Annotated in this window: 14 protein-coding genes and 1 tRNA gene; 11 read left to right on the forward strand and 4 right to left on the reverse strand. The window is 61.2% G+C overall.

The window, feature by feature from the left end:
• Window position 1 precedes the first annotated feature (1 nt).
• The 4 genes from nadB to panC are packed head-to-tail and all read left to right on the forward strand — an operon-like array spanning window position 2 to window position 3,796.
• Window positions 2–1,612, forward strand: a complete 1,611-nt coding sequence (gene nadB / locus RFER_RS15320; protein WP_011465308.1) for an L-aspartate oxidase — start codon at window positions 2–4, stop codon at window positions 1,610–1,612.
• A 35-nt stretch (window positions 1,613–1,647) separates the two neighbouring features.
• Window positions 1,648–2,055, forward strand: coding sequence for an aspartate 1-decarboxylase (gene panD, locus RFER_RS15325; protein WP_011465309.1), 408 nt, complete (start codon window positions 1,648–1,650; stop codon window positions 2,053–2,055).
• On the forward strand, window positions 2,052–2,936 hold the full coding sequence (gene panB, locus RFER_RS15330; RefSeq protein WP_011465310.1) for a 3-methyl-2-oxobutanoate hydroxymethyltransferase: 885 nt from the start codon (window positions 2,052–2,054) through the stop codon (window positions 2,934–2,936). Before panD ends, panB begins: the two co-directional genes overlap by 4 nt.
• An 11-nt stretch (window positions 2,937–2,947) precedes the next feature.
• The gene (panC, locus tag RFER_RS15335; protein ID WP_011465311.1) at window positions 2,948–3,796 is read left to right on the forward strand and encodes a pantoate--beta-alanine ligase; all 849 of its coding nucleotides are present in this window, start codon (window positions 2,948–2,950) and stop codon (window positions 3,794–3,796) included.
• A gap of 25 nt (window positions 3,797–3,821) precedes the next feature.
• Here the strand turns inward: panC and RFER_RS15340 are convergent, their stop codons facing one another.
• On the reverse strand, window positions 3,822–6,230 hold the full coding sequence (locus RFER_RS15340) for a UvrD-helicase domain-containing protein (protein WP_041790830.1): 2,409 nt from the start codon (window positions 6,228–6,230) through the stop codon (window positions 3,822–3,824).
• Window positions 6,231–6,254: 24 nt separating this feature from the next.
• Here RFER_RS15340 and RFER_RS15345 point away from each other — a divergent pair, with 24 nt between their 5' ends.
• The 5 genes from RFER_RS15345 (at window position 6,255) to RFER_RS15365 (ending at window position 10,526) form a co-directional block, all read left to right on the forward strand.
• Window positions 6,255–6,983 (forward strand): hypothetical protein, encoded by a 729-nt coding sequence (locus tag RFER_RS15345; protein ID WP_084795520.1) that lies wholly within the window; start codon window positions 6,255–6,257, stop codon window positions 6,981–6,983.
• A gap of 174 nt (window positions 6,984–7,157) precedes the next feature.
• On the forward strand, window positions 7,158–8,135 hold the full coding sequence (locus RFER_RS15350; protein WP_011465314.1) for a GMP reductase: 978 nt from the start codon (window positions 7,158–7,160) through the stop codon (window positions 8,133–8,135).
• Between the two features lie 146 nt (window positions 8,136–8,281).
• Complete coding sequence (locus RFER_RS15355) at window positions 8,282–9,169, forward strand: NAD(P)-dependent oxidoreductase (RefSeq protein WP_011465315.1); 888 nt, start codon at window positions 8,282–8,284, stop codon at window positions 9,167–9,169.
• Between the two features lie 111 nt (window positions 9,170–9,280).
• A tRNA-Lys gene (locus tag RFER_RS15360) sits at window positions 9,281–9,356 on the forward strand.
• 150 nt (window positions 9,357–9,506) lie between these two features.
• Window positions 9,507–10,526, forward strand: a complete 1,020-nt coding sequence (locus tag RFER_RS15365) for a site-specific integrase (RefSeq protein WP_011465316.1) — start codon at window positions 9,507–9,509, stop codon at window positions 10,524–10,526.
• A gap of 127 nt (window positions 10,527–10,653) precedes the next feature.
• On the opposite strand, the gene RFER_RS23550 is transcribed toward RFER_RS15365, so the two are convergent.
• Window positions 10,654–10,908, reverse strand: coding sequence for a helix-turn-helix transcriptional regulator (locus RFER_RS23550; RefSeq protein WP_084795522.1), 255 nt, complete (start codon window positions 10,906–10,908; stop codon window positions 10,654–10,656).
• A gap of 577 nt (window positions 10,909–11,485) precedes the next feature.
• Between RFER_RS23550 and RFER_RS15375 the strand changes: the two genes are divergently transcribed.
• Window positions 11,486–18,154: a DUF3320 domain-containing protein gene (locus RFER_RS15375; protein WP_011465317.1), complete on the forward strand. Its 6,669-nt coding sequence runs from the start codon at window positions 11,486–11,488 to the stop codon at window positions 18,152–18,154.
• Between the two features lie 25 nt (window positions 18,155–18,179).
• Window positions 18,180–21,266, forward strand: coding sequence for a TrlF family AAA-like ATPase (locus RFER_RS15380; RefSeq protein ID WP_011465318.1), 3,087 nt, complete (start codon window positions 18,180–18,182; stop codon window positions 21,264–21,266).
• A 15-nt stretch (window positions 21,267–21,281) separates the two neighbouring features.
• Here the strand turns inward: RFER_RS15380 and RFER_RS15385 are convergent, their stop codons facing one another.
• Window positions 21,282–23,924, reverse strand: a complete 2,643-nt coding sequence (locus RFER_RS15385) for an AAA family ATPase (RefSeq protein ID WP_011465319.1) — start codon at window positions 23,922–23,924, stop codon at window positions 21,282–21,284.
• A complete protein-coding gene (locus tag RFER_RS15390) occupies window positions 23,921–25,063 on the reverse strand; it encodes a metallophosphoesterase family protein (protein ID WP_011465320.1) in 1,143 nt (380 codons plus the stop codon). The genes RFER_RS15385 and RFER_RS15390 overlap by 4 nt, the downstream gene beginning before the upstream one ends.
• Window positions 25,064–25,136: the final 73 nt, after the last annotated feature.

Genomic DNA, 25,136 nt, shown 5'->3' on the forward strand with positions numbered 1-25,136 from the left:
CATGAATGCCAAAAATGTGAACACCCCTTCCACCCTTCATTTTGACGTGCTGATTGTCGGCAGCGGCCTGGCTGGACTGAACGCTGCCCTGCTGCTGGCGCCGACCCGGCGCGTGGCCGTGATCACCAAACGCGCCATGAAAGAGGGCTCCAGCGGCTTGGCCCAAGGTGGCATTGCTGCCGTTTGGGACAAAAACGACAGCTTTCAAGCCCACGTGGACGACACCCTGGTGGCCGGCGCCGGTCTGTGCGACGTGGCTGCGACCCGTTTTGTGGTGGAGCAAGCGCCCCAGGCGATTGCCTGGCTACAGACCATGGGTGTGCCTTTTTCTGAAGAAAACGGCCGCCTGCACCTCACCCGTGAAGGTGGCCACAGCGCGCGGCGCATTGCACATGTGACCGACGCTACCGGCGCCGCCGTCCAGGACACCTTGATTGAGCGCGTGCGCCGGACCCCCAACATCACCCTGTTCGAGAACCACACCCTGGTGGACTTGATCACCAGCGCCAAGCTGGACCCGCTGGGCAACCGCCAGGCCGGTGCCAATCAGTGCCTGGGGCTCTATGCACTCGACGATGTCACGGATGAGGTGATTACCTTCGAGGCGCAGCACACCATTTTGGCCACCGGCGGCGCTGGCAAGGTTTATCTGTACACAACCAATCCCGACACCGCCACCGGCGACGGCATTGCGGCGGCCTGGCGCGCGGGCTGCCGGGTGCAGAACATGGAATTCATTCAATTCCACCCGACCTGTCTTTACCACCCGCACGCCAAGTCGTTCCTGATCAGTGAGGCGGTGCGGGGCGAGGGCGGGCGCCTGCTGCTGCCCGATGGCACGCGCTTCATGCCTCAGCACGATGCACGCGCTGAGCTGGCACCGCGCGATATCGTGGCGCGTGCCATTGACTTCGAAATGAAAAAGGGCGGGTTCGATTGCGTCTATCTCGACATTTCACACCAGCCACTGGCCTTCCTGAAAGAACATTTCCCCAACATCTACGCACGCTGTCTGGAACTGGGAATTGATATTTCCAAGCAGCCCATTCCCGTGGTTCCCGCCGCCCACTACACCTGTGGTGGCGTGTTGGCCGACCTGGACGGACGCGCCGACCTGGGCGGTCTGTATGCCATCGGCGAAACCGCCTGCAGTGGCCTGCATGGCGCCAACCGGCTGGCCAGCAACTCACTGGTGGAGTGCATGGTGTTTGCGCGCGCCGCCACGCAGGTCATCGATCAGACCCCGGTGGCCAAGCCACGGGAACTGCCCGCCTGGGACGACAGCCGTGTGAGCGATGCGGACGAGGCGGTGGTGATTTCACACAACTGGGACGAGTTGCGCCGCTTCATGTGGGACTACGTCGGTATTGTGCGCACCAACAAACGGCTGGAGCGCGCCGCCCACCGCATCGCCCTGCTACAGGGTGAAATTCATGAGTTTTACGCCGCCTTTCATGTCACCCGCGACCTGCTGGAGTTGCGCAACCTGGTGCAGGTGGCGGACCTGATCGTGCGTTCGGCCCAGTCCCGCCATGAGAGCCGCGGCTTGCATTTCAGTCGCGATTACCCGCAAACCGACGCAGTCGCCCAACCAACCACGCTGGTGCCTTGAGGCGCCCTGCCCCCCTGCCAACGGAGAGACCCATCATGCTGCGCACCCTGCTCAAATCCAAGATTCACCGCGCCACGGTGACCGACTGCGAACTGCACTACGAGGGTTCGTGCGCCATCGACGAGGATCTGCTCGACGCCGCCAATCTGCTTGAGAACGAACAGATTCATATCTGGAACATCAACAACGGCGAACGCTTTGTGACCTACGCCATCCGCGGCGAGCGCGGCACCGGCATCATCTCGGTCAACGGCTCTGCGGCGCGCCGCGCCGCCGTGGGTGACCTGATCATCATTGCCGCCTTTGCCCAGGTGCCCGAGGCCCAGCTGGACGGATTCAAGCCCCAGCTGGTGTTTGTCGATGCCAACAACCGCGTGCAGCATCAACGCTCGCACATTCCGGTGCAGGCGGCGGCGCACCCGCAAGAAGGAAGACCCTCATGAGCGCGAGTGCTGAGTCCACCAACGCCACACCGTACGGCACGCTGCCGCCAACCGCCGCGGCATCGGCACGCAAGCCCATCAGCCTGCCGCGCCTGCTGGAAATGCACGCGCGGGGCGAGAAACTCACCATGCTCACCGCCTACGACGCCACTTTTGCCGCAGTGGCCGACGCGGCCGGCGTGGAGTGCATCCTGGTGGGCGACTCACTCGGCATGGTGTGCCAGGGCCTCTCCAGCACCATGGGCGTCACCCTGCAAGCCATGTGTTATCACATCGAAAGCGTGGCGCGTGGCCTGCGCCGCGCGCAAGCCACGGCCTGGCTGATTGGCGACCTGCCCTACGGCAGCTACCACGAATCGCGCGAGCAAGCCCTGCGCAGCGCTGCCGCCCTGATGCAGGCCGGCTCGCACATGGTCAAGCTGGAGGGCGGGGGCTGGACCGCCGATACCGTGCGGTTTTTGGTGGAACGCGGCATCCCGGTGTGCGCTCATCTGGGCCTGACACCGCAAACCGTGCATGCGCTGGGCGGCTACCGGGTGCAGGGCAAGACGCAGGAGTCTGCCGCCCTCATGAAACGCCAGGCCCATGAACTGCAAGATGCCGGCGCCGCCCTGCTGGTGCTGGAAATGGTGCCCGCTGCGCTGGCCGCCGAGCTCACCCGGGAACTCACCCACTGCGCGACCATCGGCATCGGCGCCGGCAAAGACACCGCCGGCCAGGTGCTGGTGCTGCATGACATGCTGGGCATCAACCTGGGCAAGATGCCCAAGTTCGTGCGCAACTTCATGACCGGCGCACCGGGTGTGAAAGAAGCCATGCAAGCGTATGTGGCGGCCGTGAAGAACGGCAGCTTCCCCGACAACACGCAACACGCCTGGTAAATTTTTTTGCTATGAAAATCGTCAGAACCATTGCAGAACTGCGCCAGCACCTGAGCGCCTACAAGCACCCCGCCTTTGTGCCCACCATGGGCAATCTGCACGAGGGACATTTGTCGCTGCTGCGTCAGGCCAAGCCGCTGGGCGATGTGCTGGTCGCCAGTATCTTTGTCAACCGCCTGCAGTTTTTGCCGCACGAAGACTTTGACACCTACCCGCGCACCTGGGAGGCCGACTGCCAGGCGCTGCAAGCCGCTGGCTGCGATGTGCTGTTTGCACCTGGTGAGCAAGAGCTGTACCCCGAGCCACAAACCTATCGGGTGCAACCACCGGCTGAATTGGCCGACATTCTGGAAGGCCACTTCCGACCCGGCTTTTTTGTCGGCGTGAGCACCGTGGTGATGAAGTTGTTTGCCTGCGTGCAGCCCCGCGTGGCGGTGTTTGGTCAAAAAGACTACCAGCAACTCATGGTGATCCGGGGCATGGTGCGCCAGTTTGCCTTGCCCATTGCGGTGCTGGGCGTAGCCACCTTGCGCGCTGCGGACGGCTTGGCCCTGTCATCGCGCAACAACTACCTGACCCCCTTGGAGCGCGCAGAAGCCGTGCACCTGTCCCAGTCGCTCCAGCAAATGGCAAAAGCGTTGCGCGCTGGCACCGTGGACATTGCCGCGCTGGAACAACAAGCCATGGTCGATTTGACCGCACGTGGCTGGCAACCGGACTACCTGGCCGCCCGGCGCCGCGCTGATTTGCAAGTGCCCGCAGCGGACGAAGTGGCGGCACTGGTGCAAAACGACGGCCTGGTGCTGCTGGGCGCTGCCCGGATTGGCAACACGCGGCTGATTGACAACCTCGAAGTCTGAACCGCCCGGCCTTGGGCGTTGACGGCTAAGGCACTGGCGTGAGCTTGGCCACACTCAGCGCCAGCCATTTCACGCCATGGCGCGGGAAGTTGATTTGGGCCCGGGCGTCGTCACCGGTGCCTTCCAGGGTTTGTACCGTGCCTTCGCCAAATTTGGCGTGAAAAACCTTCATGCCGGCGCGCAAACCATGCGCCGGAGCTGCTTTTTGAATCGGCGCCGGGGCTGCCGCGAATTTAGAGTAATTTATATCAAATTGGCCTCTAGCCCCCGTGTATCCTTGGCTATTAGCTCCTGAATACGTAGCACCATCAGCGCGAAAGCCCTGATGCTTCGGCGTGATCCACTTCAGTGCCGCTTCCGGCAACTCGTCAAAAAACCGGCTCTTCGGGTTGTAGCGCGTCTGCCCATGCAGCATGCGGGTTTGTGAATGGCTCAGGTACAGCCGCTTGCGCGCGCGGGTAATCGCGACGTACATCAGGCGCCGCTCTTCCTCCAGACCGTCGCGGTCGCTCATCGAGTTTTCGTGCGGGAACAGGCCTTCTTCGATGCCGGTGATGAAGACACAGTCAAACTCCAGGCCTTTGCTGGAATGCACCGTCATGAGCTGGATGGCGTCCTGCCCCGCCTGGGCCTGGTTGTCGCCCGCCTCCAGCGCCGCATGGGACAAAAACGCCGCCAGCGGCGACTGGGTTTCGCCGGTCTCAAGATCCGGCACCGGCTCGTCAAGCACTGGCTGACTGAGGTCCAACCCCTGCGACGCTGGCGATTGGGTCAAGGCGTGGCCCTGTTCATCGACCGGCAAGGCCGCGGCATCACGGCCAAAGTTTTCCAGCGAGACAAAGCTCTCGGCCGCGTTGACCAGCTCTTCCAGATTCTCCACCCGGTCCGCGCCTTCGCGGTCGGCTTTGTAATGCTGAATCAGTCCGCTGTGCTCCAACACCCGCTCGACAATCTCACTCAATTTCATGCCGGATGTCTGCTCGCGCAAGACGTCGATGCCGGCCAAGAAGGCGCCAATGTTGGCGCCTGCCTTGCCGCCCAGGCCGCTGACCGCGTCGCTGAGCGAACAGCCGCTGGCGCGCGCCACGTCCTGCAGCTGCTCCAGACTGCGCAGACCAATGCCGCGCGGCGGGAAATTCACGGCGCGCAGGAAACTGGTGTCATCACGCGGGTTCTCCAGCAAGCGCAGGTAAGCCAGCGCATTCTTGATTTCAGCGCGCTCAAAAAAGCGCAAGCCCCCATACACCTTGTACGGTATGCCGGCGTTGAACAAGGCGGTCTCGATGACCCGGCTTTGCGCATTGCTGCGGTACAGCACGGCAACTTCCTTGCGCTCCATGCCCTCGCGCACCAGTTGCCGCATCTCCTCCACCATCCACTGCGCTTCGGCAAAGTCACTGGTGGCTTCAAACACCCGCACCGGCTCGCCGGGGCCTTGGGCGGTGCGCAGGTTCTTGCCCAGCCGTTTGGTGTTGTAGCTGATGAGCTCGTTGGCGGAGTCCAGGATATTGCTGCCGCTGCGGAAGTTCTCCTCCAGCTTGATCTGGTGTTTGACCTTGAACTCGCGCACAAAGTCAGCCATATTGCCCACCCTTGCACCGCGAAAGGCGTAGATGCTCTGGTCATCGTCACCCACCGCCAGCACACAGCCGGTCGGGTTGAAGCTGGCATCGTCGGCCGTGCTGTGCGCGCCGGTGCCTGCCAGCATCTTGATCCACGCATATTGCAGCTTGTTGGTGTCCTGAAACTCGTCGATCAGGATGTGGCGAAAGCGCCGCTGGTAGTGCTCGCGAATCGGGTCGTTGTCGCGCAGCACCTCATAGCTGCGCAGCATCAGTTCGCCAAAATCAACCACGCCTTCGCGCTGGCACTGGTCTTCATACAGCTGGTAGATCTCAACCTTTTTACGGGTTTCCTCGTCGCGCACTTCCACCATGTTCGGGCGCAGCCCATCTTCCTTGCAGCCGCCAATGAACCATTGCATCTGCTTGGGCGGAAAGCGCTCGTCATCAATGCCAAACTGCTTGTACAGGCGCTTGATGCTTGACAGCTGATCCTGCGTGTCCAGTATCTGAAAGCTCTGCGGCAGATTGGCCAACTTGAAATGCGCCCGCAAGAAGCGATTGCACAGACCATGAAAGGTGCCAATCCACATGCCACGCACGTTGACCGGCAACATGCTGGAGAGGCGCGTCATCATCTCCTTGGCGGCCTTGTTGGTGAAAGTCACGGCCAGCACGCCGCCGGGCGTCACCTGCCCGGTTTGCAGCAGCCAGGCAATGCGGGTGGTCAGCACCCGGGTCTTGCCGGAGCCGGCCCCGGCCAGAATCAGGGCATGCTCGGCCGGCAGCGTCACAGCCGCACGCTGCTCGGGGTTAAGGTGCTGCAGCAGAAGATCGTCCGGGGGGCTTTGTTGTGTAATTGCAGAGAACATAGCCCGATTGTAGAAAGCGGACCAATGACCACACACAACCCCATCCACCCCGCCTGGACCTGGGTTCTGGCAGCACTCCTGATGGCCAGCTCCCAGACGCGCAGCCAGCCGGTGTGCAGCAGTGACGATCAAGCCGCACCCAGGGTGCTGTTCGAGCGCTTTATCAACGCTGATTGCGAGTCGTGCTGGAGTGACGCGTCCACCCCGCTGGCGCCGCGCGGCGCCCTGACGCTGGACTGGATCGTGCCCGGCCGCCAAGGCGACGAGGCCGCACTGGCGGGCGCCGCCAGCCGCGACGCGCTGATGCGCCTGAACGCGCTCAACCGTGATCGCCCGGACACCCTGCGCAGCGAAGAAACCAAGGTGCACGGATGGCCTGGCGCGGCCTTGCGGGTGGCCCATGGGCCTGCGCTGGGCGGCTATGTGGGCGCCTCCATTGAGCTGACCTTGCCGCCGACCCAGCAGCCACCAACCCCGATGCAAGCCTGGCTGGTGCTGGTGGAAACTCTGCCAGCAGGCGTCGAGGGTTCGCCCGTGCCCCGAAATCTGGTCAGAAACGTGTTCCAGCCCACATGGAACATGCGTGATGCACTATCAAATTCAGAGCGATTGAGTTTCAAGGACATCAGGTCCCTGAACATCCCCGAGGGGGCAAAATCCGAGCGCTTGCGGGTGGTCGGCTGGGTGCAGGATGCCACCGGCCGGGTGAGCATCGCCGCCGAGTCCATCTGCCCGGCCGCCGAGCCCCAATAACCTTGCCGCGCGACTGCCGTAGAATCAAGCACCGGGCCCAAGCAATTGCGGCCCGGTTTTTTGTTTCTGCGCTGCTTGTCCAGTGCACACGAACAAAACCCGGGTCCAGTCCAAGCGCCCATCCTTGATGCGTTGGGGATGCTTTCAACCAGTTGGACACAGGAGCTTGGGACCATGGAAATTTTTGACTACGACAACATCCTGCTGCTGCCGCGCAAATGCCGCGTGGAGAGCCGCTCTGAATGCGATGCCAGCGTCGAGCTGGGTCGGCAACGCTTTCGCATCCCGGTGGTTCCCGCCAATATGAAGACGGTGGTCGACGAATCAATTTGCGTCTGGCTGGCGCAAAACAGCTATTTTTACGTGATGCACCGCTTTGATCTGGACAACGTGCAGTTCGTCAAGAACATGAAAGCGCGCGGCTTGTATGCATCGATCTCATTGGGCGTCAAAAAGCCGGACTACGACACCGTGGACCAGTTGCTGGCACTGGGCCTGGTGCCCGACTACATCACCATCGACATCGCCCATGGCCATGCCGACAGCGTGAAAAACATGATTGGCTACCTCAAAGAGAAAATGCCCACCGTCTTCATCATCGCCGGCAACGTGGCCACGCCGGAGGCCGTGATCGACCTGGAAAACTGGGGCGCCGACGCCACCAAGGTCGGCATCGGGCCGGGCAAGGTCTGCATCACCAAACTCAAGACCGGCTTTGGCACCGGTGGCTGGCAACTGAGCGCTGTGAAGTGGTGCGCCCGCGTGGCGACCAAACCGATCATCGCCGACGGCGGCATCCACGAGCACGGCGACATTGCCAAATCGATCCGCTTTGGTGCCACCATGGTGATGATTGGCTCGATGTTGGCAGGCCACGAAGAGAGCCCGGGCAAGTCGGTCGAAGTGGACGGCAAGCTGTACAAAGAATATTACGGCTCCGCCAGCGACTTCAACAAGGGTGAATACAAACACGTCGAAGGCAAGCGCATTCTGGAACCCGTCAAAGGCAAGCTCGCCGATACGTTGATTGAGATGGAGCAGGACGTGCAAAGCTCCATCAGTTATTCAGGCGGCAAACGCCTGATGGACATCCGCAAGGTCAACTACGTGACACTGGGCGGCGACAACGCGGGTGAACACCTGCTGATGTAAGCCAGGGCGGCCATCTTGCGGCCGAGCGATCCTGTCCCCACCCCTACATAGGCTGACGCAACCGTCAGTTGTTCGACAGCAAGATGGGTGTACACCCTCTTCATCGCATCTTGCGACGACTGGCTATTTTTCTTGAGGGGGGAGCAATGAAGATTGCAGTACTGGGTATCGGCCAAATGGGCTACCTGTTGGGTCGGCGTCTTTGCGAAGCCGGCCACACGGTCCACGCCTGGAACCGCACGCGCCTGAAGGCCGACCAACTGGCACCATTCGGCGCGACCATTCACGCCGAAGCCACTGATGCCGTGCGCACGGCAGACATCGTCATCTGCCTGCTGGAAAACGGACCCGCGGTGAATGAAGTGCTCTTTGTCGGACAAGTGGCCCAGGCGCTCAAGGCCGAAGCGCTGGTCATCGACTTTTCATCGATTCAACCCAGCGAAGCGCGCGACCACGCCGCTCGTCTGAGCGCCTTGGGCATCAGCCATCTCGATGCCCCGATGTCAGGCGGCACTCTGGGGGCGGAACAAGGCACTTTGGCCATCATGGTCGGCGGCAAGCCAGCCGCCTTTAGCCGTGCCGAGGCCATTTTTCAGGTCTTTGGCCGCGCCACCCATGTGGGACCCCATGGCGCCGGCCAGTTGGCCAAATTAGCCAACCAGATGATTGTGGGCATCACCATCGGCGCGGTGGCAGAGGCGCTGCTGCTGTGCGAAAAAGGGGGCGCCAAAATGGCCAAGGTCAAAGAGGCTATTTCGGGCGGCTTTGCCGACAGCCGCATCCTGCAGGTTCACGGCCAACGCATGGTGGAGCGCGATTTCGCGCCCTATGGTCGCATGTCGATACAACATAACGATTTGCGCAACGCCCTGGCCACGGCGAAAGAAATCGGCTTCGACGCCCCCGTAACCGAAATGTTTGAAAAGCTTTACCGCGATGGCATCGAGCACGGTCTGGGCGACCTGGATCAATCCGCTTTGTTCGTTGAATTGGCCAGCCGCAATGGCATTAACGGCGTCAAAGACCTGCTATGATCTCGGCCTGTCCAAGAGGAAGGACGTGGTCAGGAAAGTCTTGCGCCGGCAACGCAAAGTGCAGCGGGTGTTAACCCATTTTCCTCGGTCACAGCAACGTTTTAATAACGTGGGAACTTAGCTCAGTTGGTAGAGCAGCGGACTCTTAATCCGTAGGTCGAGAGTTCGAATCTCTCAGTTCCCACCAATAAAATCCATATAAATCAATGACTTACAAGAAATTGCGAGTCTTTTTTTTCGTCCAAAACCGAGCGTTTTGATTATTTGCTGCAATTTTGCTGCAAATGGCGCGAAGTAGACCTGTGAATTTGCCTATACCTCCTTTTATGGAGATTCAATGGCGACTATCACTGAGCGCGGTCCTTACCAATTCCAAGCCATCGTACGGCAAAAAGGCTACCCCAGCCGAACAAAAACTTTTGAGACACGTAATGACGCCAAGAAATGGGTGTCAGTCATCGAATCGGAAATGCATCGAGGCATCTTTGCGGACCGAGCCGAATGCGAGCGGACAACGCTCGGGGAGGCGCTTGGACGCTACCAAAAAGAAAAAACAATCCATAAACGTTCCCCTCAACAGGAAATCCACAGAATCCGGGCTTGGCAGAAGCACCCACTCGCCATGCGTTCCCTGGCGAGCTTGCGCACCGCCGATTTCGCTGAATACCGGGACGAGCGCCTGGATGTTGTCGGTCGAAACACAGTTCGATTGGAGCTGGCGCTCATTGGCCACCTCTGCACCGTTGCAATCTCCGAATGGTCGCTCCCCATTGAGCGTAGTTGGATTGTTAAAGGCTTGTTACCCAAACCCGGCGATGCGCGCTCACGTCGACTCGTCGGCGATGAAGAAACCAGGCTACTGGCTGCTGCCGAGCAATCGTATGCACTGAACCTGACGTTGGCGATTAAGCTTGGCATTCTGACCGGCATGCGCAACGGCGAGTTGACGCATCTCGAATGGAGCCAAATCGACCTGGAACAGCACACGATAAGTTTGAGCATGACCAAGAACGGCGACGCGCGGGTCGTGCCGCTTTTCAAAGCAGCTGTCGAGCTACTGCGCGCCATACCACGCCCCAAGGATGGAGGTCGTTTGTTCGAGTTTCACGATTCGAACGGACTCAGCGCTGCATTCCGCCGTGCTTGCGAACGCGCAAATATCGTCGATTTGCATTTTCATGACCTGCGGCATGAAGCCGCATCGCGACTGGCGCCACACGTACCCGCTACTGCGTTATGCAAATTGATGGGATGGCGTTCGTTCCAAATGAGTCTGCGCTATTACAACCAGCTGGCCAGCGAGGCTGTCAACCTGCTGCATGAAATCGAGCACAAGGTCGTAAGGTTACCGGCCTAGCCAACTGACGCCGAGAATCCACTTGCTCGGCTTTAGTTGGCCCCCCACGCCGGCGCGGCTGCAACGCAGCCGCAACTGGCGTGGGCACAATTTTGGGAGCAACCCAAAGGTCCAAGGCCCACACCGCTTAATGGCACCTAGCAGCGATTTGTTCAGACTTGGTTGGCCGCCCTCGTCGACGAACCAGCACAGAAGCCTGGGCAGGAAGGACCTGAACTTTTGCTGCAATCCAATGGTCGACATCGGCTTCTCGCCAGCGAGGCAATCTTCCCAGTTTCAGATAGATAGGCAGGTCAGCGCCCGTTGCCATGCGGTTATAAATCGTTTGAGTTGAGAGACACAATTTTTGGGCCAACGTTTCAGGAGATAAGAGGGCGGTCATGAGGTTCAAGCCAGTAAGCAGTCAGATCGCTGCGAAGATGTATAGCGTTCCCTTCCATGGGACTCGACGTAATTTTTCATCTAATGTTTGCAATTTCGTCCTCCAGTGAGGTTGACCATATAGTCCGTCGACGTGGCCATCATGGCAGTTGGCACGACTGACGGTGGCAGGCCAGCGCCAACCATGCCAGCGATCGCACATATCGGGCCGGCATGCGGTCGCAATTTTCGCGGGGAGACTCCGGATGCAGACGGCACGCTGCGCTGCCGAAATTCAAGCTGGAATCGTCACCGGCTGCTTTGGACCCTGAACTGAAGGGTGCATCCCGACCAACTGCCGACATTGGCCGCACACAGGAACATTGAGGTGTTCGGATCTTTGCAGACAAAGACTGCATGAAGTCACCTCGAGCTTGAACCCCCGGCTGAAGTGCAATTTCGGCGCCATACACCATCTGGGCTCATTCAATAATCAGAACTCCTGCTCATGAGAATGCGCCCAAGTATTTCCAGAACATCACCGAAATTTGTTGTAACGTTCTTCGCGCGTCACAATGGGGCCAAAAAGGAGAACGTGCATGACAAGGGAGTCAAGTCAATCGACAGAGGCTGGTACGCCTGAAAATTCTGCTGTTTCCGAGGTGCCGCCGCCAATAGTTCGATTGCAGATAAGCGCCGCAAAAAAGCTGAACCTCGCAGCCTTTCAGAACGCGGTACCCGCGTTGCTTGAGCTGGCCGTGGTCAACGACACGGCATCCCAGCTTACCGAGTTGACGATCCATCTGACTTCGGAGCCCGCGTTCGTGAAACCACGAACGTGGAATCTCGATGCCGTCGGCCCTGGGGAAAGCTATCACCTGCCTGATCTGGATGTCCGGCTAGACGGTGCATTGTTCTCGCGTTTGACCGAAGCCGAACCGGCGGTACTCCGGTTCGAACTCAGAAGTGCCATGCAACCAGACCTTGTGTTGGCCGCGCACGAATCGAATGTCGAACTGCTGGCTCGCAATCAATGGGGAGGAATCGGCAGACTGCCCGAAATGGTTGCGGCCTTCGTACAGCCCAATGACCCGGCCGTGGATCGCCTGCTGAAGGGGGCGGCCTTGTCTTTGCAGGCGGCCGACAAGTCGGGATCGATTGACGGCTACACCCATGGCCCCAAGCGGGCCTGGGAACTGACATCGGCGATTTGGGCTGCGGTGCTCCAGCGCAAGCTCAACTACTCGCTGCCGCCCGCCAGCTTCGAGCACACCGGGCAAAAGGTCCGCAGCCCCAGTCAAATTATGGACTCCGGCATTGCCACCTGTTTCGACTCCACGCTGCTGTTTGCCGCGTGCCTTGAACAAGCGAACCTGAACCCCCTGCTTGTCTTCACCAAGGGTCATTCCTTTGTTGGTTTCTGGTTACGCAACGAGGAGTTCTCAACAGCCGTCGTGGACGACATCACAGCGCTGCGCAAGCGCCTCAAACTGCAGGAGTTGGTCGTTTTCGAAACCACCCTTGCAACTCAAGGACAACCGGTCAATTTCAGCCAAGCTATTGACAACGCCAACCGCCAACTTGCGGAAGAGGAAGAGGACAAGTTCGAGCTGGTTATTGACGTGAAGCGCGCCCGCATGTCGCGCATCAAACCGCTCGCCCAGGCCCAGGCTGTTGCGGACGTGGTTCCTCACACATTGGAGCCTGAGACAACGATCACGATCGAAGAAGCACCTGATCTGCCCGACGAGGTTGTGATCGACACGCCCACCGCCGAGCTTGACCCCAAGGACCGACTGGCGCGGTGGCAACGCAAACTGCTTGATCTCTCTCTGCGAAACGCGCTGCTGAATTTCAAGCAGGGAAAGAAAGCCTTGCTGCTGGACGTGGCTGCTCCATCGCTCGAAGACACCCTGGCGGAAGGGCACACGATCAAACTTCTGCCCAGTCCAGAACTGATGCAGGGCCAGGACCCTCGAAGCCAGCAACTGCACGAAGCCCGAAGCCTTGAAGACCTGCGCAAGACGCACGCGGCCGATGCGCTCCAACGCCGCGAGGTGTTCATCCGGCTGGAGCAACAGGAACTGGAAAGCCGCCTGGTCGAGCTGTACCGAGGCGCCCGCAACGCGATGCAGGAAGGCGGGGCCAACACACTCTTCGTCGCATTGGGCTTCCTGGTCTGGAGCCGATCCGACAAGCCGGAACACCGTGTCAAAGCGCCTTTGATCCTGCTGCCCATCACGCTGAACCGCAAAAGCGCTCGCTCGGGGTTCACGCTGCAGGCGCATGAAGACGAAGCGCTGTTCAATCCAACGCTGGTCGAGATGCTGCGGCAAGACTTCCAGCTGGAGCTGGGTATTCCCGCTGGTGACCTCCCGCGTGATGAGTCCGGCCTGGACATCGCTGGCATCTGGAAGCGCGTGCGCAGCGTCATCAAAGACATCCGGGGTTGGGAAGTCAGCGAAGACGTCGTGTTGTCGATGTTCTCCTTTGCCAAGTACCTGATGTGGAAGGACTTGGCTGATCGCACCGACGATTTGCGCAAGTCGCCGGTGGTGGCGCACCTGATCGACACGCCGCGCGAGCCCTATCCGTCGACAACGCCCTTCCCCGACGCGCGCAGATTGGACACCGACTACGCGCCACAACAGGTCTTCTGCCCTCTCCCCGCTGACTCATCCCAGCTTTCTGCCGTCATGGCCGCGGCCAATGGCAAAGACTTCGTGTTGATCGGACCACCGGGTACCGGCAAGAGTCAGACCATTGCCAACCTGATTGCACAGTGCCTGGCTGAAGGCAAGCGCGTACTTTTTGTTGCCGAAAAGATCGCTGCGCTAGATGTGGTCTTCCGCCGTCTGCGTGAAGTGGGCCTCGGGGAGTTCTGCCTCGAACTGCATTCGAACAAGAGCCGCAAGCTCGACGTGTTGAGCCAGCTCCAAAAGTCCTGGGAATCCAAGGGTGAAGTGGACGCTGCCACCTGGGAAGCCAAGGCCCGGAAACTGGGGCAGGTGCGCGAACAACTGTCGACCTATGTTGAGCGCCTTCACCAACGCCATGGCAACGGTTGGACGATCTACAAAGCCATCGGGTGCGTCGTCGGTGGCGATGCGTTGCCCGACCTGCGATTCAGCTGGGCCACTCCCCGGGCGCACGATGAAGTTGCCCTGACCGCGCTACGCAATCTCGCGGGCCGGTTGCAAGCCAACGCTGCGGCGGTCGGTCCTGAGCAGCTGTTGACTGGCGCCCTGGTACCGGTGCACGTCACCGATTGGTCCGCCAAGTGGCAGCAGGAGATGGTCAGGTCCGCTCAAACGCTGCAGACCACCAGCCATGGCTTCCTGGCTGCAGCGCAAGACCTGGGTCAAATGATCGGCATGGAATGGCCTGCGCTGCACAGGCAGACCCGGTCCTCCATCGGCGTGCTCGCCAAGGTCTTGCCGCAGGCATCGACCCAGGACTGGAGCTTCTGCGCTCTGCCGGACAGCGACACCGTGTGCGCGGCGCTGAAGGCCGGTAACGACCTACTCGGTCAACACCGCGTGCTCTCTTCGAAGATGTCCACCCCGTGGCCGACCGAGCTGCAGACTCGCCTGGCCCAGGCGCTCGACTTGCTCGACAAGCGCCGCAACCTGTACACGGAACTCGGATCGCCATGGCCCCCCACCGTCAGCGACGAGATCGAGCGCGGAGTGCAGTGGATCGAAGAGATGGGCCAACTGCGCGCAAGCCTCTCCGTCAAGTACGGTGCTGGTGTGGGGCAGCTCAACGTGGCGCAGCTGCAGCGCGATTGGGCGAAAGCCGACAAGTCGTTCTGGCCGATGTCCTGGTTGGGCAAGCGCAAAGTGCGTGGGGTGCTGGAGGCGGTCATCGAAGGCACTGGCGAGCCACGTGTTGCCGATGATCTGTCCGCGCTCGTGCGCATCAGGAGCCTGCGCGAAGAAGTCCAGCAACTGAACCCCGGCGCTGCCGCCGAAGGGCTGTGGGTAGGTGTCAAGACGCGAACCGATCACGCCAGCAGCGCCTTGAAGGCCAACGCCGCGCTGCACGCTGCGCGAATGCACAAACCCTTTTCGCTGGAGGGCCTGGAAGGCGCGAGTGAGGGCTATTGCGGCGAACGCTGGACTCGCGAGGCGCAACGCCTGAAAGCCTTGTTGGACCTGGATCACCGCCTGTCCGAGTGCGCACCGCTTTCGGAAAGCAGCCAAGGACTTTGGCAAGGTCACGACACCGGCAGCGCGATACTTCGGGCCGCGCTGGCGTTTGAGCGCGAACGCCTGGGCTTGCCACAGCGGGGCTCGCTGCAAACACCGCACCCGAATGTGGCTGAAGGGCGATGCGGCCCCGCCTTGCAGCAACAGCATGCGCTCTTGCAGACGCGCGGCGCGGTCGAAACCCGGCTGCTGTCCATGAGCGGCCTGGCCGCCGAATGCCCCGGTGTCTGGAATGCACTGGATACCGACCGCGAAGGCATCGAGCGCGCGCTGAAGTTCCACGCGTCTCTGAAGGCTGGCCTGTCGGGCCTCGGGCTGGAGCCCTCTTCCATTGTGGAGGCGCGGCAAAGCCTGCATCAGGTGCTGGGCACCCGCCGCGCAGAACTGAGCGACACGGCCTTGATCGGCCAGGCCTGTCACCAGGTGCTGGCGCAGTTGGCAGAGATCAACGCGGCGACAGATCAGTTTTGCCAGACCGCCACGCAGCCAGAGAACGTGCACCGCGCATTCGCCGACCTTGCGCCAGCCGAGTTGGCCGAAGCGGCTGTGCGGCTGGAGGGCGGTCACCTTGGCTTGCACGCGTGGTGCGCCTGGCGCCACGCACAGACCGACGCACGCGATGCAGGCCTTCCCGCGCTGGTGAGCGCCATCGAGGCGGGTGACCTGACCCCGGCGCAGGTGCCCACCGCATTTGAGGTGAACTACGCCCGCTGGTGGCTGGCCGAAGCGGTGGACGAGGACGAGGTGCTCAAGCGGTTTGTCTCAGCAGAGCACGAACTTCGCATCAAAGAGTTCCGCGCCCTCGATGACGAGTTCACCAAAGTCTCCCGCGAGTGGATCCGGGCCAAGCTGTGTGCCAACCTGCCGGCAACCGACAGCATCCAGCGCAACAGCGAGTGGGGCATCCTGCGCCACGAGATCACCAAGAAGAAACAGCACAAGCCGCTGCGCCAACTGCTGCAAGAGATCCCCTCGGTCGTGCTGCGGCTGACCCCGTGTCTGCTGATGAGTCCGCTGTCGATCGCGCAGTACCTCTCGGCCGAGGCCAGCAACTTTGACCTGGTGGTGTTTGACGAGGCCTCGCAAATCCCGGTGTGGGACGCCATCGGCGCCATGGCACGCGGCAAGCAGGTGGTGATGGTGGGCGACCCCAAACAACTGCCACCCACCAACTTCTTCGGCCGCAGCGACAGCACCGACGGTGACGACGACGTCGTGGAAGGCGACCTGGAAAGCATCCTCGACGAGTGCCTGGGTGCCAGCCTGCCCACGCGCAACCTGTCGTGGCACTACCGCTCACGCCACGAAAGCCTGATCGCCTTCAGCAACCACCGCTATTACGGGGGTGGTCTGGTCACCTTCCCGTCGCCCGTCACCGACGACCGCGCCGTCAGCTTCCACCTGGGGAAGGGGTGCTATGAAAAAGGCGGCGCCCGCATCAACCAACCGGAAGCCAAAGCCCTTGTGGTTGACTTGGTGAGCCGGCTCAAGCGCCCGGGCTTCCGGGAGTCGGGCCTGACCATCGGCGTGGTGACCTTCAACTCGGAGCAGCAGGGCCTGATTGAAGACTTGCTCGACGAGGCGCGCCGCAAAGACCCTGGCCTGGAACCCTATTTTTCCGAAATGGAGCTCGAACCGGTGTTCGTGAAAAACCTGGAGAGCGTGCAAGGTGACGAGCGCGACATCATGTACTTCTCCATCACCTACGGGCCGGACATGGCCGGTGCCGTGTCGATGAACTTCGGCCCGCTGAACCGCGACGGCGGCGAGCGGCGCCTGAATGTGGCCGTGACCCGCGCCCGGCACGAACTGCGCGTGTTCTCCAGTCTGCGTGGCGAGCAAATGGACCTGTCGCGCACCAAGGCGGCTGGCGTTCGGGACCTGAAGCACTTCCTGGAGTTTGCAGAATTCGGGCCGCGCGCACTGGCCGAAGCACACCACGGCAGCCAAGGCGACTTCGAAAGCCCCTTCGAAGCCAGCGTGGCCACAGCGCTGGGCCGAAAAGGCTGGCAGGTGCACACCCAGATCGGCGCATCGTCGTTCCGCCTAGACCTGGGCGTGGTGCACCCCGACTTTGCAGGCAGGTATCTGGCGGGAGTGGAATGCGACGGCGCCACCTACCACCGATCCGCCACCGCGCGTGACCGGGACAAACTGCGCGAGCAGGTGCTGCGCGGCCTGGGCTGGGAGATCGTGCGCATCTGGTCCACCGACTGGTGGGTGAACCCAGGAGGCACGCTGGAGCGCGTGCATGCCGCGCTGACCGAACTGCTCGAAAAGGACCGGGAGCGGCGCGCCAACGAAGCCGAGGTACCGCCCGACGAAGCGTTGTCCGAGCCGAGTGACGACGAAGCAACACCCAGTCTCCATGCGATCAACGAGGCCGAAGCAGCCATCACGCGTGCGGCAGCAGGCCTGCCCCCGGCAGCTGTCGAACCCCACCAGGAGACAGCGGATGCACCAACCGAAGCGGTCTACGCCCGGTCGGCATCCACGCCGTCAACGCCTGTTCTTGGGGGCGCCGACACGCAAAGGGATCGTCGCTTCCAGGCATCACAGCCCACCGACGCGGTGCCACCCGGCGCCATCTCTACCGACCTGTTCTACGAACCCACATACGACGCGGTGTTGCAGCCGATGGTGGAGTGGGTCGTGCAACGTGAGGGACCGGTGCTGGATGCGGTGCTGGCGCGGCGCATCGCCCGGGCACATGGCTTCCAGCGGACGGGAAGCCGGATTCAGGAACGGGTGGAGCAGAGCGCGCGGCGGCTCTTCAAGACCACAGAGGAGGCAGGTGACACGTTCTACTGGCCTCGTGAAGTGGAACCTTGCAGCGAGGTAGCTTTCCGATGGCCAACAGACGATGACAGCACTCGAGGCGTTGAAGAAATCTGCGAAGCGGAGTTGTTGTCACTGGCTCGGCTGGTGCTGCGGCGGGGACACTCTGGGCAAGAAGCGTTGATCGCTATGGCTCGCGAGCTTGGCCTACAAAGATTGCGCGAGGCAAGCCGTGACCGACTTGAAGGTGTCCTCTTGAAGGGCTGCGAATCAAAATGATGTTCGAGAAATTGGGGGTCGTTTCATGAGCGTTGGTAATTACATCCGAGGGTCCGAGTGGCGACAGTGGGACCTACACATTCACACGCCGGCGTCGTTTCATTGGCTAGGCGAGAGGTTCGGCGCAGACCCGTTTTCTGCTGCAAGCAAAGCACTTGTGGACCAGATGATCCAGGCGATGAACGTCGCCGAACCAGCAGTGTTCGCACTAATGGACTACTGGACCTTCGATGGATGGTTCGCTTTGCAACGGCGCCTAAAGGAGCCCGATGCGCCGAAACTAAAAAAGAAGGTCTTCCCAGGGATCGAGCTTCGGTTGATGGCCCCAATGGAGGGCAGGCTTAACGCGCATGTCCTGTTTTCAGACGAAATAGAAGACCAACTGCTTCGAGACTTCCAAGCGAAGCTTCGCATCGAACTTGTTGATCTTCCACTTTCCAGCTACGCCTTGGTTGCCTTGGCGCGCAAGGTTGGTGAAGACAAACTGAAGCACCACGGGTTCAAGAAGGAGGCCGTTGACGCTGACAATGACGCAGCGCTACGCGCAGGCTCGACATTCGCCGAGATCAACTGTGACAGCTACAAAACCGCGATCACAGAGGTCCCCAACGGTCTCGCCATTGGATTTATGCCCTTCAATACGAGTGACGGGCTTGAAGAAATCAAGTGGCACGCGCACTATGCATTTTGTCTCGGCTTGTTTCAGTCCTCTCCAATTTTTGAAACACGCGATTTGGACACGCGAGCGGCCTTTGCGGGAGAGGTGACAGAAGGGAACAAGAAGTGGATATCGAACTTCCAGGGTGCGCTCGGAGGCATTCCAAGGTTGGCAGTCTCTGGAAGTGATGCTCACCGATTCAATGGCACGATGGGTGACAGTGACAAACGAGGCTATGGCGACTTCCCTTCAGGCAAGATCACTTGGATAAAGGCAGACCCGACATTCCAGGGACTCAAACAGGCAATCATGGAGCCTGCCAAGCGCTCCTACATCGGTACAAGTCCACCAAAGCAAGTCGAGATCGCGACCAACAAAACCTTCTTCATTGATTCCGTTGAGATCAAGAAGAACGCTGCTGCAACGCAAGCCGGGACATGGTTGGACGGTGTCAAGCTGCCGTTGAGTGCTGACTTGGTGGCCATCATCGGCAACAAGGGCAGTGGCAAGAGTGCGCTTGCCGACGTGATCGCTTTGTTGGGAAATTCGCGGCAGAAAGCGCACTTCTCCTTCCTGAAGAGGGATCGATTTCGCGGCAAGTCGGGCGATCCGGCCAAACACTTCGCGGGAACCTTAACGTGGCGCGATGGCAGTTCGGAGACGCGCGGTCTGAACGACGACCCACCGGATGATCGGGTTGAGCTGGTCCGCTACATCCCGCAAGGGCACTTCGAGGATCTCTGCAACGAACACGTCTCGGGCAAGTCGGATGCATTCGAGAACGAACTACGCTCCGTGATCTTCTCTCACGCAGGTGAGGACATCCGCCTCGGCGCACTGGACTTCAATCAACTCATCGAGCAGCAAGAGGGAGTCTTTCGATCGCGGCTCAACGAATGCCGCAAGGACTTGCATGCTCTAAACCAGACAATCTCGAGTTCCGAGGATCAGCTCCAGCCCGACGTGAGGAAGACCCTCCAAGAACTGCTGACGCTGAAGGAACGCCAGATCGAGGAGCATCAGAAGGTCAAGCCCGTTGAAGTGACAGAGCCTTCGGAGCAGTTGACACCGGAACAACAAGCCGCAGCCGCGGACTTGGATGCGGTCAATGCCAAGCTGAAGGCTATTGACGAGGCGGATGTGAAGGCCGCCGGTGAAGGAACTACGTTTGCGGCCAAGGTGAGGTCTGTGCAGAACATCCGCGAGCACTTGCGCTTGCTGGAACGTGCTCACAAGCAGTTCGTCGATGAGGCTGCTAAGGACTTGATTGTTCTCGGATTGAAGGTTGCTGATCTGATCAGCTTTGCGGTTACGCCAAAACCTCTGGACGACGCCGCTACGCAAGTCGCCGACGATCAAGCCAAGCTGAAGCAGAGCGTGGCAGACAACGTCACGCAGCGAGAGGGATTGCTGAAGCAGCAAGCACCACTCCAGGCCAAGCTGAACGCGCCTCAGCTTCAATACCAGCAGAGCCTGAAGAGCGCCTCCGACTGGGATGCAAAGCTTGGAGAACTGACCGGATCGCCAGACGCTCCCGACTCGCTCCAAGGGTTGAAGGCTCGGATTGGACAGTTGGATGCGTTGCCTTCCGCACTTGAAGCACTTTGTGCAAAGCGACTCAGCCTTTCGGGAGAGATATTCGACAGTCTGAACGCGCAGCGGCAAGCTCGAGAACTGCTCTTCAAGCCAGTGCAGGAATTGATTCAGAGTGACTGTCTCATTCGAGAGGAGTACAAGCTTCAGTTTCGCGCGGCACTCGGCGGTTCCGTCGATCCGCTTTGCGGATCATTGTTTTCGCTCATCAAGCAAAACTCTGGCGAATTTCGAGGTGACGACGAAAGCTATGGCACCGTGCGCAAGTTGGCCGAGCAGTTCGACTTCAACAAGAGAGATGATGTTCTTGCATTTCTGACCCAGCTTCACGGAAAAGTGGCAGCAGCAGCGGCCAACAGTGGGAAGTCCTCTATCGGAATCGCATCTACGCTGCGAAAGGACAAGGTCGCCAGTGAGGTGTATGACTTACTCTTTGGACTGAACTACCTTGAGCCTCGTTACTCACTACTTTTCCAAGACGCTCAAATCGAGCAGCTTTCCCCCGGGCAACGAGGTGCACTGCTGTTGATTTTCTACCTCTTGGTCGACAAGGGCAGAAATCCAATCCTCCTTGACCAGCCAGAAGAAAACCTTGACAACGGGACCGTCGTCAGCCTCTTAGTGCCTGTTCTGACTCAAGCAAAGAAGCGTAGGCAGATCATCATGGTGACGCACAATCCGAACCTAGCAGTCGTTTGCGATGCCGAACAGATCGTTTGGGCCACTTTCGATAGAAAGGATGGATCCAGGATTTCCTACACGGCGGGCGCTATCGAAAACCCAGTGATCAACAGGGGTGTGATAGATGTCCTTGAGGGGACGAAGCCAGCCTTCAACAATAGGCGAATTAAGTACCACTGACAGACGCCGTACCCGTTAATTCAGGATAGCTCTTTGTGGGACCCCCAGATCCCTCCAAGCCGCCGGATGGCAAGTGAAGATCAGCACCTGATGCCGCTGCGCCGCGTCGTACAGCACCCGCTTCATCTGCCCCAGCCGGTCGTCGTCGGTGTTTACCAGCGCGTCGTCCAGGATCAGCAGTGTGGGCCGGCCGGCTTCCTGTAGCAGGTCGGCATACGCGAGCCGCGCCACGATGCCCATCTGCTCGCGTGTGCCCACGCTCAGTTCCTCAAACTCGCCGCTCTCCTGCCCGCGCGGGCCGATGCGGGTGATGGCGCCGGGTGAGAGGTCGTCCGCCACTTCGATGCGCGCGCCAGGGAACAGGATGCCTAGGTAATGGTCCAGGTGCTTTTGCAGCGGCGCGCGTAGGCGGCGGGCCAGCGCTGAGCGCTTCTCGCGCAACAGGCCCAGCAGGTGATCCAGTGCGGCAGCGCGGCGGGTCAGTTCGTCGGCGCGGCGGGTGGCGGCTTCCAGCTCGCGCAGGCGCTCGGCGCCCTGTTCTTCCAGGCCCAGCGCACCCTTGGTTTCGAGATCCACTTCCACCCGCATGATGTCTTGCCGACGGCGTTCATGGCCTTCTTCCAATTGCTGTGCGCTGCGCGCGAAACGATCAACGTCCTGGCGCAGCAGGGCCAGATTCACACTCTTGAGCTCGGCGGCTGTGGCCTCCACGCGCTGCAGGGCCGTCGCCTCTTGGGCCAGTGCATCGCTCAACGACTGCCGCGCGGCGACGATACGCTGTGCGCGTTGGGCATCGTTTGTCGTGGCTTGGGCGGCGGCCAGCTCCTGGCTCGCGGTGGCGTGGTCGCTCTGGGCTTTGCCGATGCCCACCCGGGCCTGGTTGAGCGAGGTGGCTGCGGCTTGCAGAGCAGCAGCGGTGTGTTCGGCTTGCCCCCGCGCTGTGGCAAGGTCCGGCAGCCCGTCGTCACCCTCCGCCGGCTGCGGCAAGGCGGCGAGGGCTGCGCGCAGCTCTTCCCCGCGCACGGTGCGGGACGCCAGCTCGGCTTCCAGTGCGTCCACGCCCTTGGGGGCCAAGGCTTCCAACACCTTCTGGCTGGCTTTGGCGTCATGCTGCCGCTGCGCGGCCTGGCGTGCGCGCTCTTCGGCTTCGGCCAGGTTGCAAACGGCCAGCCTCTGCAGCAAGGTGGTCAGCTCGGCAGAGATGTCGTCGCGCTGCGCCGTGAGCGCCGGGATGTCGGCGCCGCCTGGCTGCACGGCGATGCAACCGACGCCGTCGATCTGAATTTCCGTGCGGCTCACCACCGTGCGGCGTGCATGGCCCTTCACTTCTTCGTCGACCAGACGCAGCGATTGGCCTTCGAGCAGTTCGAAATCCAGCGTGGTGGCTGAGGCGTCCAGCCGCACACCCACGTCGCGCAGCGTCTCCGAAAGCTGCTTGAGCGTCTTCAAGTCCGCAGGGGGGATTGCCATGGCTTCAGCCTCGGCTTGCAGGCGGGCCAAGCGGGTGCGTTCGTCGCGCGCACGGGTGAGCGCGTCAGTCATGGCAGCGAGCGTGGTTTCCAGTTCGCCTGCGGCGCGGGCAGTCTCGGCACGCGTCGCGGCTGCACGCACCCGCTCCAGCATCTGGCGGGCCTGCGCGTCGGCGGCCAGGGCTCCGCTGTGTCGTCGGTCCCAGGATTGCACCTCGGTCAGTGCGGCGGCTTCCGCAGCAGCTCGCTTTTCCAGCGCTTGCTGGCGCGTTGTCACGGCCGCATCGTCGCGGGCAAAGGCCTCCAGCTCCGAACGGTGTGAGGCCGTCTGCGCGCGCCACTGCTGCAGGGTGGCCTGCTCTGCCTGTTGTCGCGCTTCGAGCCCCTGCGCCGCCTCCAGCCTGGCCTGCGCCAGCCGGTGCTGCTCGCGGATGCCCACCCAGGGGCGTTCCTGCTCGTCGCGCTGGTGCTCAAGGCGGAGGGTGGCGAGTCGGTCAACGCTGCCCTGGTAGGCCGCGATGTCGCGGTCGAGCGCAGCCAGCGCGTCTGTCAGCTCGGCCTTGCGCTGCAAGGCGGCGGCGTATTCCCCTTTGGGGTTGCCAGCGGAGGGCGTCAGCAGTTCGTTGCGCTCGGCTTCCACGGCCCGTAACACGAGGTCTCCACTGGAGGAGGTCAGGTCACCCAGCGACTCCCCCAGCACCTGTCGCAGGTGATCTGCCGCGTAGGTCACGACTTCGGCCAGTTCGTGCGCGGTGCCTTGTCGAATCCAAAGCAGGCCGGGAATGCCCATGTGCTCGGGCGCGCTGGCGCCCTTGCCTGGGAACTTGAAACCGAGCAACTGGGCCAAATGGTCTTCGGCAGCGACACCGTCCAGCGAAGGCTGCCCTTCGATGGCCAGGTCACAGCGCTTCTTGCCCAGGAACACCTTGGTGAGGTGGTACCGCTTCGCACCCATGTCGAACTCCACTTCGACCGTGGGTGTGGCTGAAGAGTCGCCCCATGGGCGCAGGTGTTCCACACTGCCGGAGCGGTGCCGTTCAAAAAAGGCCGCTCGGATAGCCTCGGCCACGGTGGATTTGCCGGACTCATTCGGCGCGGCAAAGAGGTTCAGCCCGTCGGTGAATCCGTTGATAACCAAAGGGTCGCGAAAGCGCTTGAAGTGCTCGATGCGCAAGCGTCTCAGCTTCATGCTCGGGCCTCCGTGCCAGTAGCTGCTGGGCGACTGCCCAGTTCATCCAGCATGCGTGCCAGGACCACCAGCGCATCGCGAGCCCTGTCCGCCTGCGGCCCGTCTTGCTCGGTACGCAGCTGTTGCAGCACTTCACCGACATAGCCGTCAGCACGCAGCGACGCAAAGTCCTCTTCAGTGGGTTCCAGCCGCAGCGCGTGCGACTCGTAGACCAGCGCCCGCAAGCGCGCACGGGCGGCTTCTACGGCTTGCTGAAGACGCCGTTGGCCGTTCAGATCGCAGACCCCGTACACGCGAATCTGCAGCACGTCGTCAGAGCGCGTTTCTGCGAGAGTCTGCAGAGTTTCGTCCAAGTCGCTCGGGACAGCCAACCGGGGTTCCATCTGTTGCCAGCGATATCGCCCGATCTGCAATGTCTGTACGTCGGGTACTGCGCCCGGTGCAGCAATATCAACCAGGAGCGCCTGGCCCGAGTCGTTGGCCCTGAAACGGTCGGTCTCGGGCGTGCCGGCGTACCAGGTGCGTTCATCGATGCGCTTGCTGCCATGCCAGTCACCCAACGCCAGATAGTCCAGCCCGGCGGTGGCCGCACGGTTGGCGGCGATCGGGTTGGCCGAGTCCACGTCGTCCGAAAGCACGCCCTGCACGCAGCCGTGAGCCAGTCCAATGCGGTGCAGACCCTCGGGCGTGGAAGCAAAGGAAAACCATTCCGTCAAGTCGCCGTAGGTGTGGCGCTGCGTCAGGGGTGCGGGTAGCACTGCGAAGCGCTCGCCCACGATACGGACGCTGGGTTCGAGGCAGATGACGGCGTTGGGGGGAACAACACCCAGCCTATGCGCTCTGGTCCAAACTGACTCTGCGAGTGCAGCGTCATGGTTACCGGGCAGCATCACCCAAGCACCGGGGTAGCCCATCATGGCATTGAAGAGGCGGCGGATCGACTTGTCCGACACCGTTTGTGCGTCGAAAACGTCGCCAGCGACGAGGACGGCATCGACCTTATGCTCGGTTGCCAATGTGGCCAATCGCTCGACGGAGAGAAAGCGGGCCTCGAACAACGCCGCCGCGTCGTCGGGCTCGAACTGCGCGTAGATCCTCCCAATCTGCCAGTCGGCTGAATGCAGCAATTTCAAAGCCATAACTTCCTCGCTGGTTTTTCCCTAGTATCGCGGATACAGCATGACCATCCACCTATTGCCATTTATACACAGG

It is taken from the genome of Rhodoferax ferrireducens T118 (assembly GCF_000013605.1).
GTDB classification, from domain to species: domain Bacteria; phylum Pseudomonadota; class Gammaproteobacteria; order Burkholderiales; family Burkholderiaceae_C; genus Rhodoferax; species Rhodoferax ferrireducens.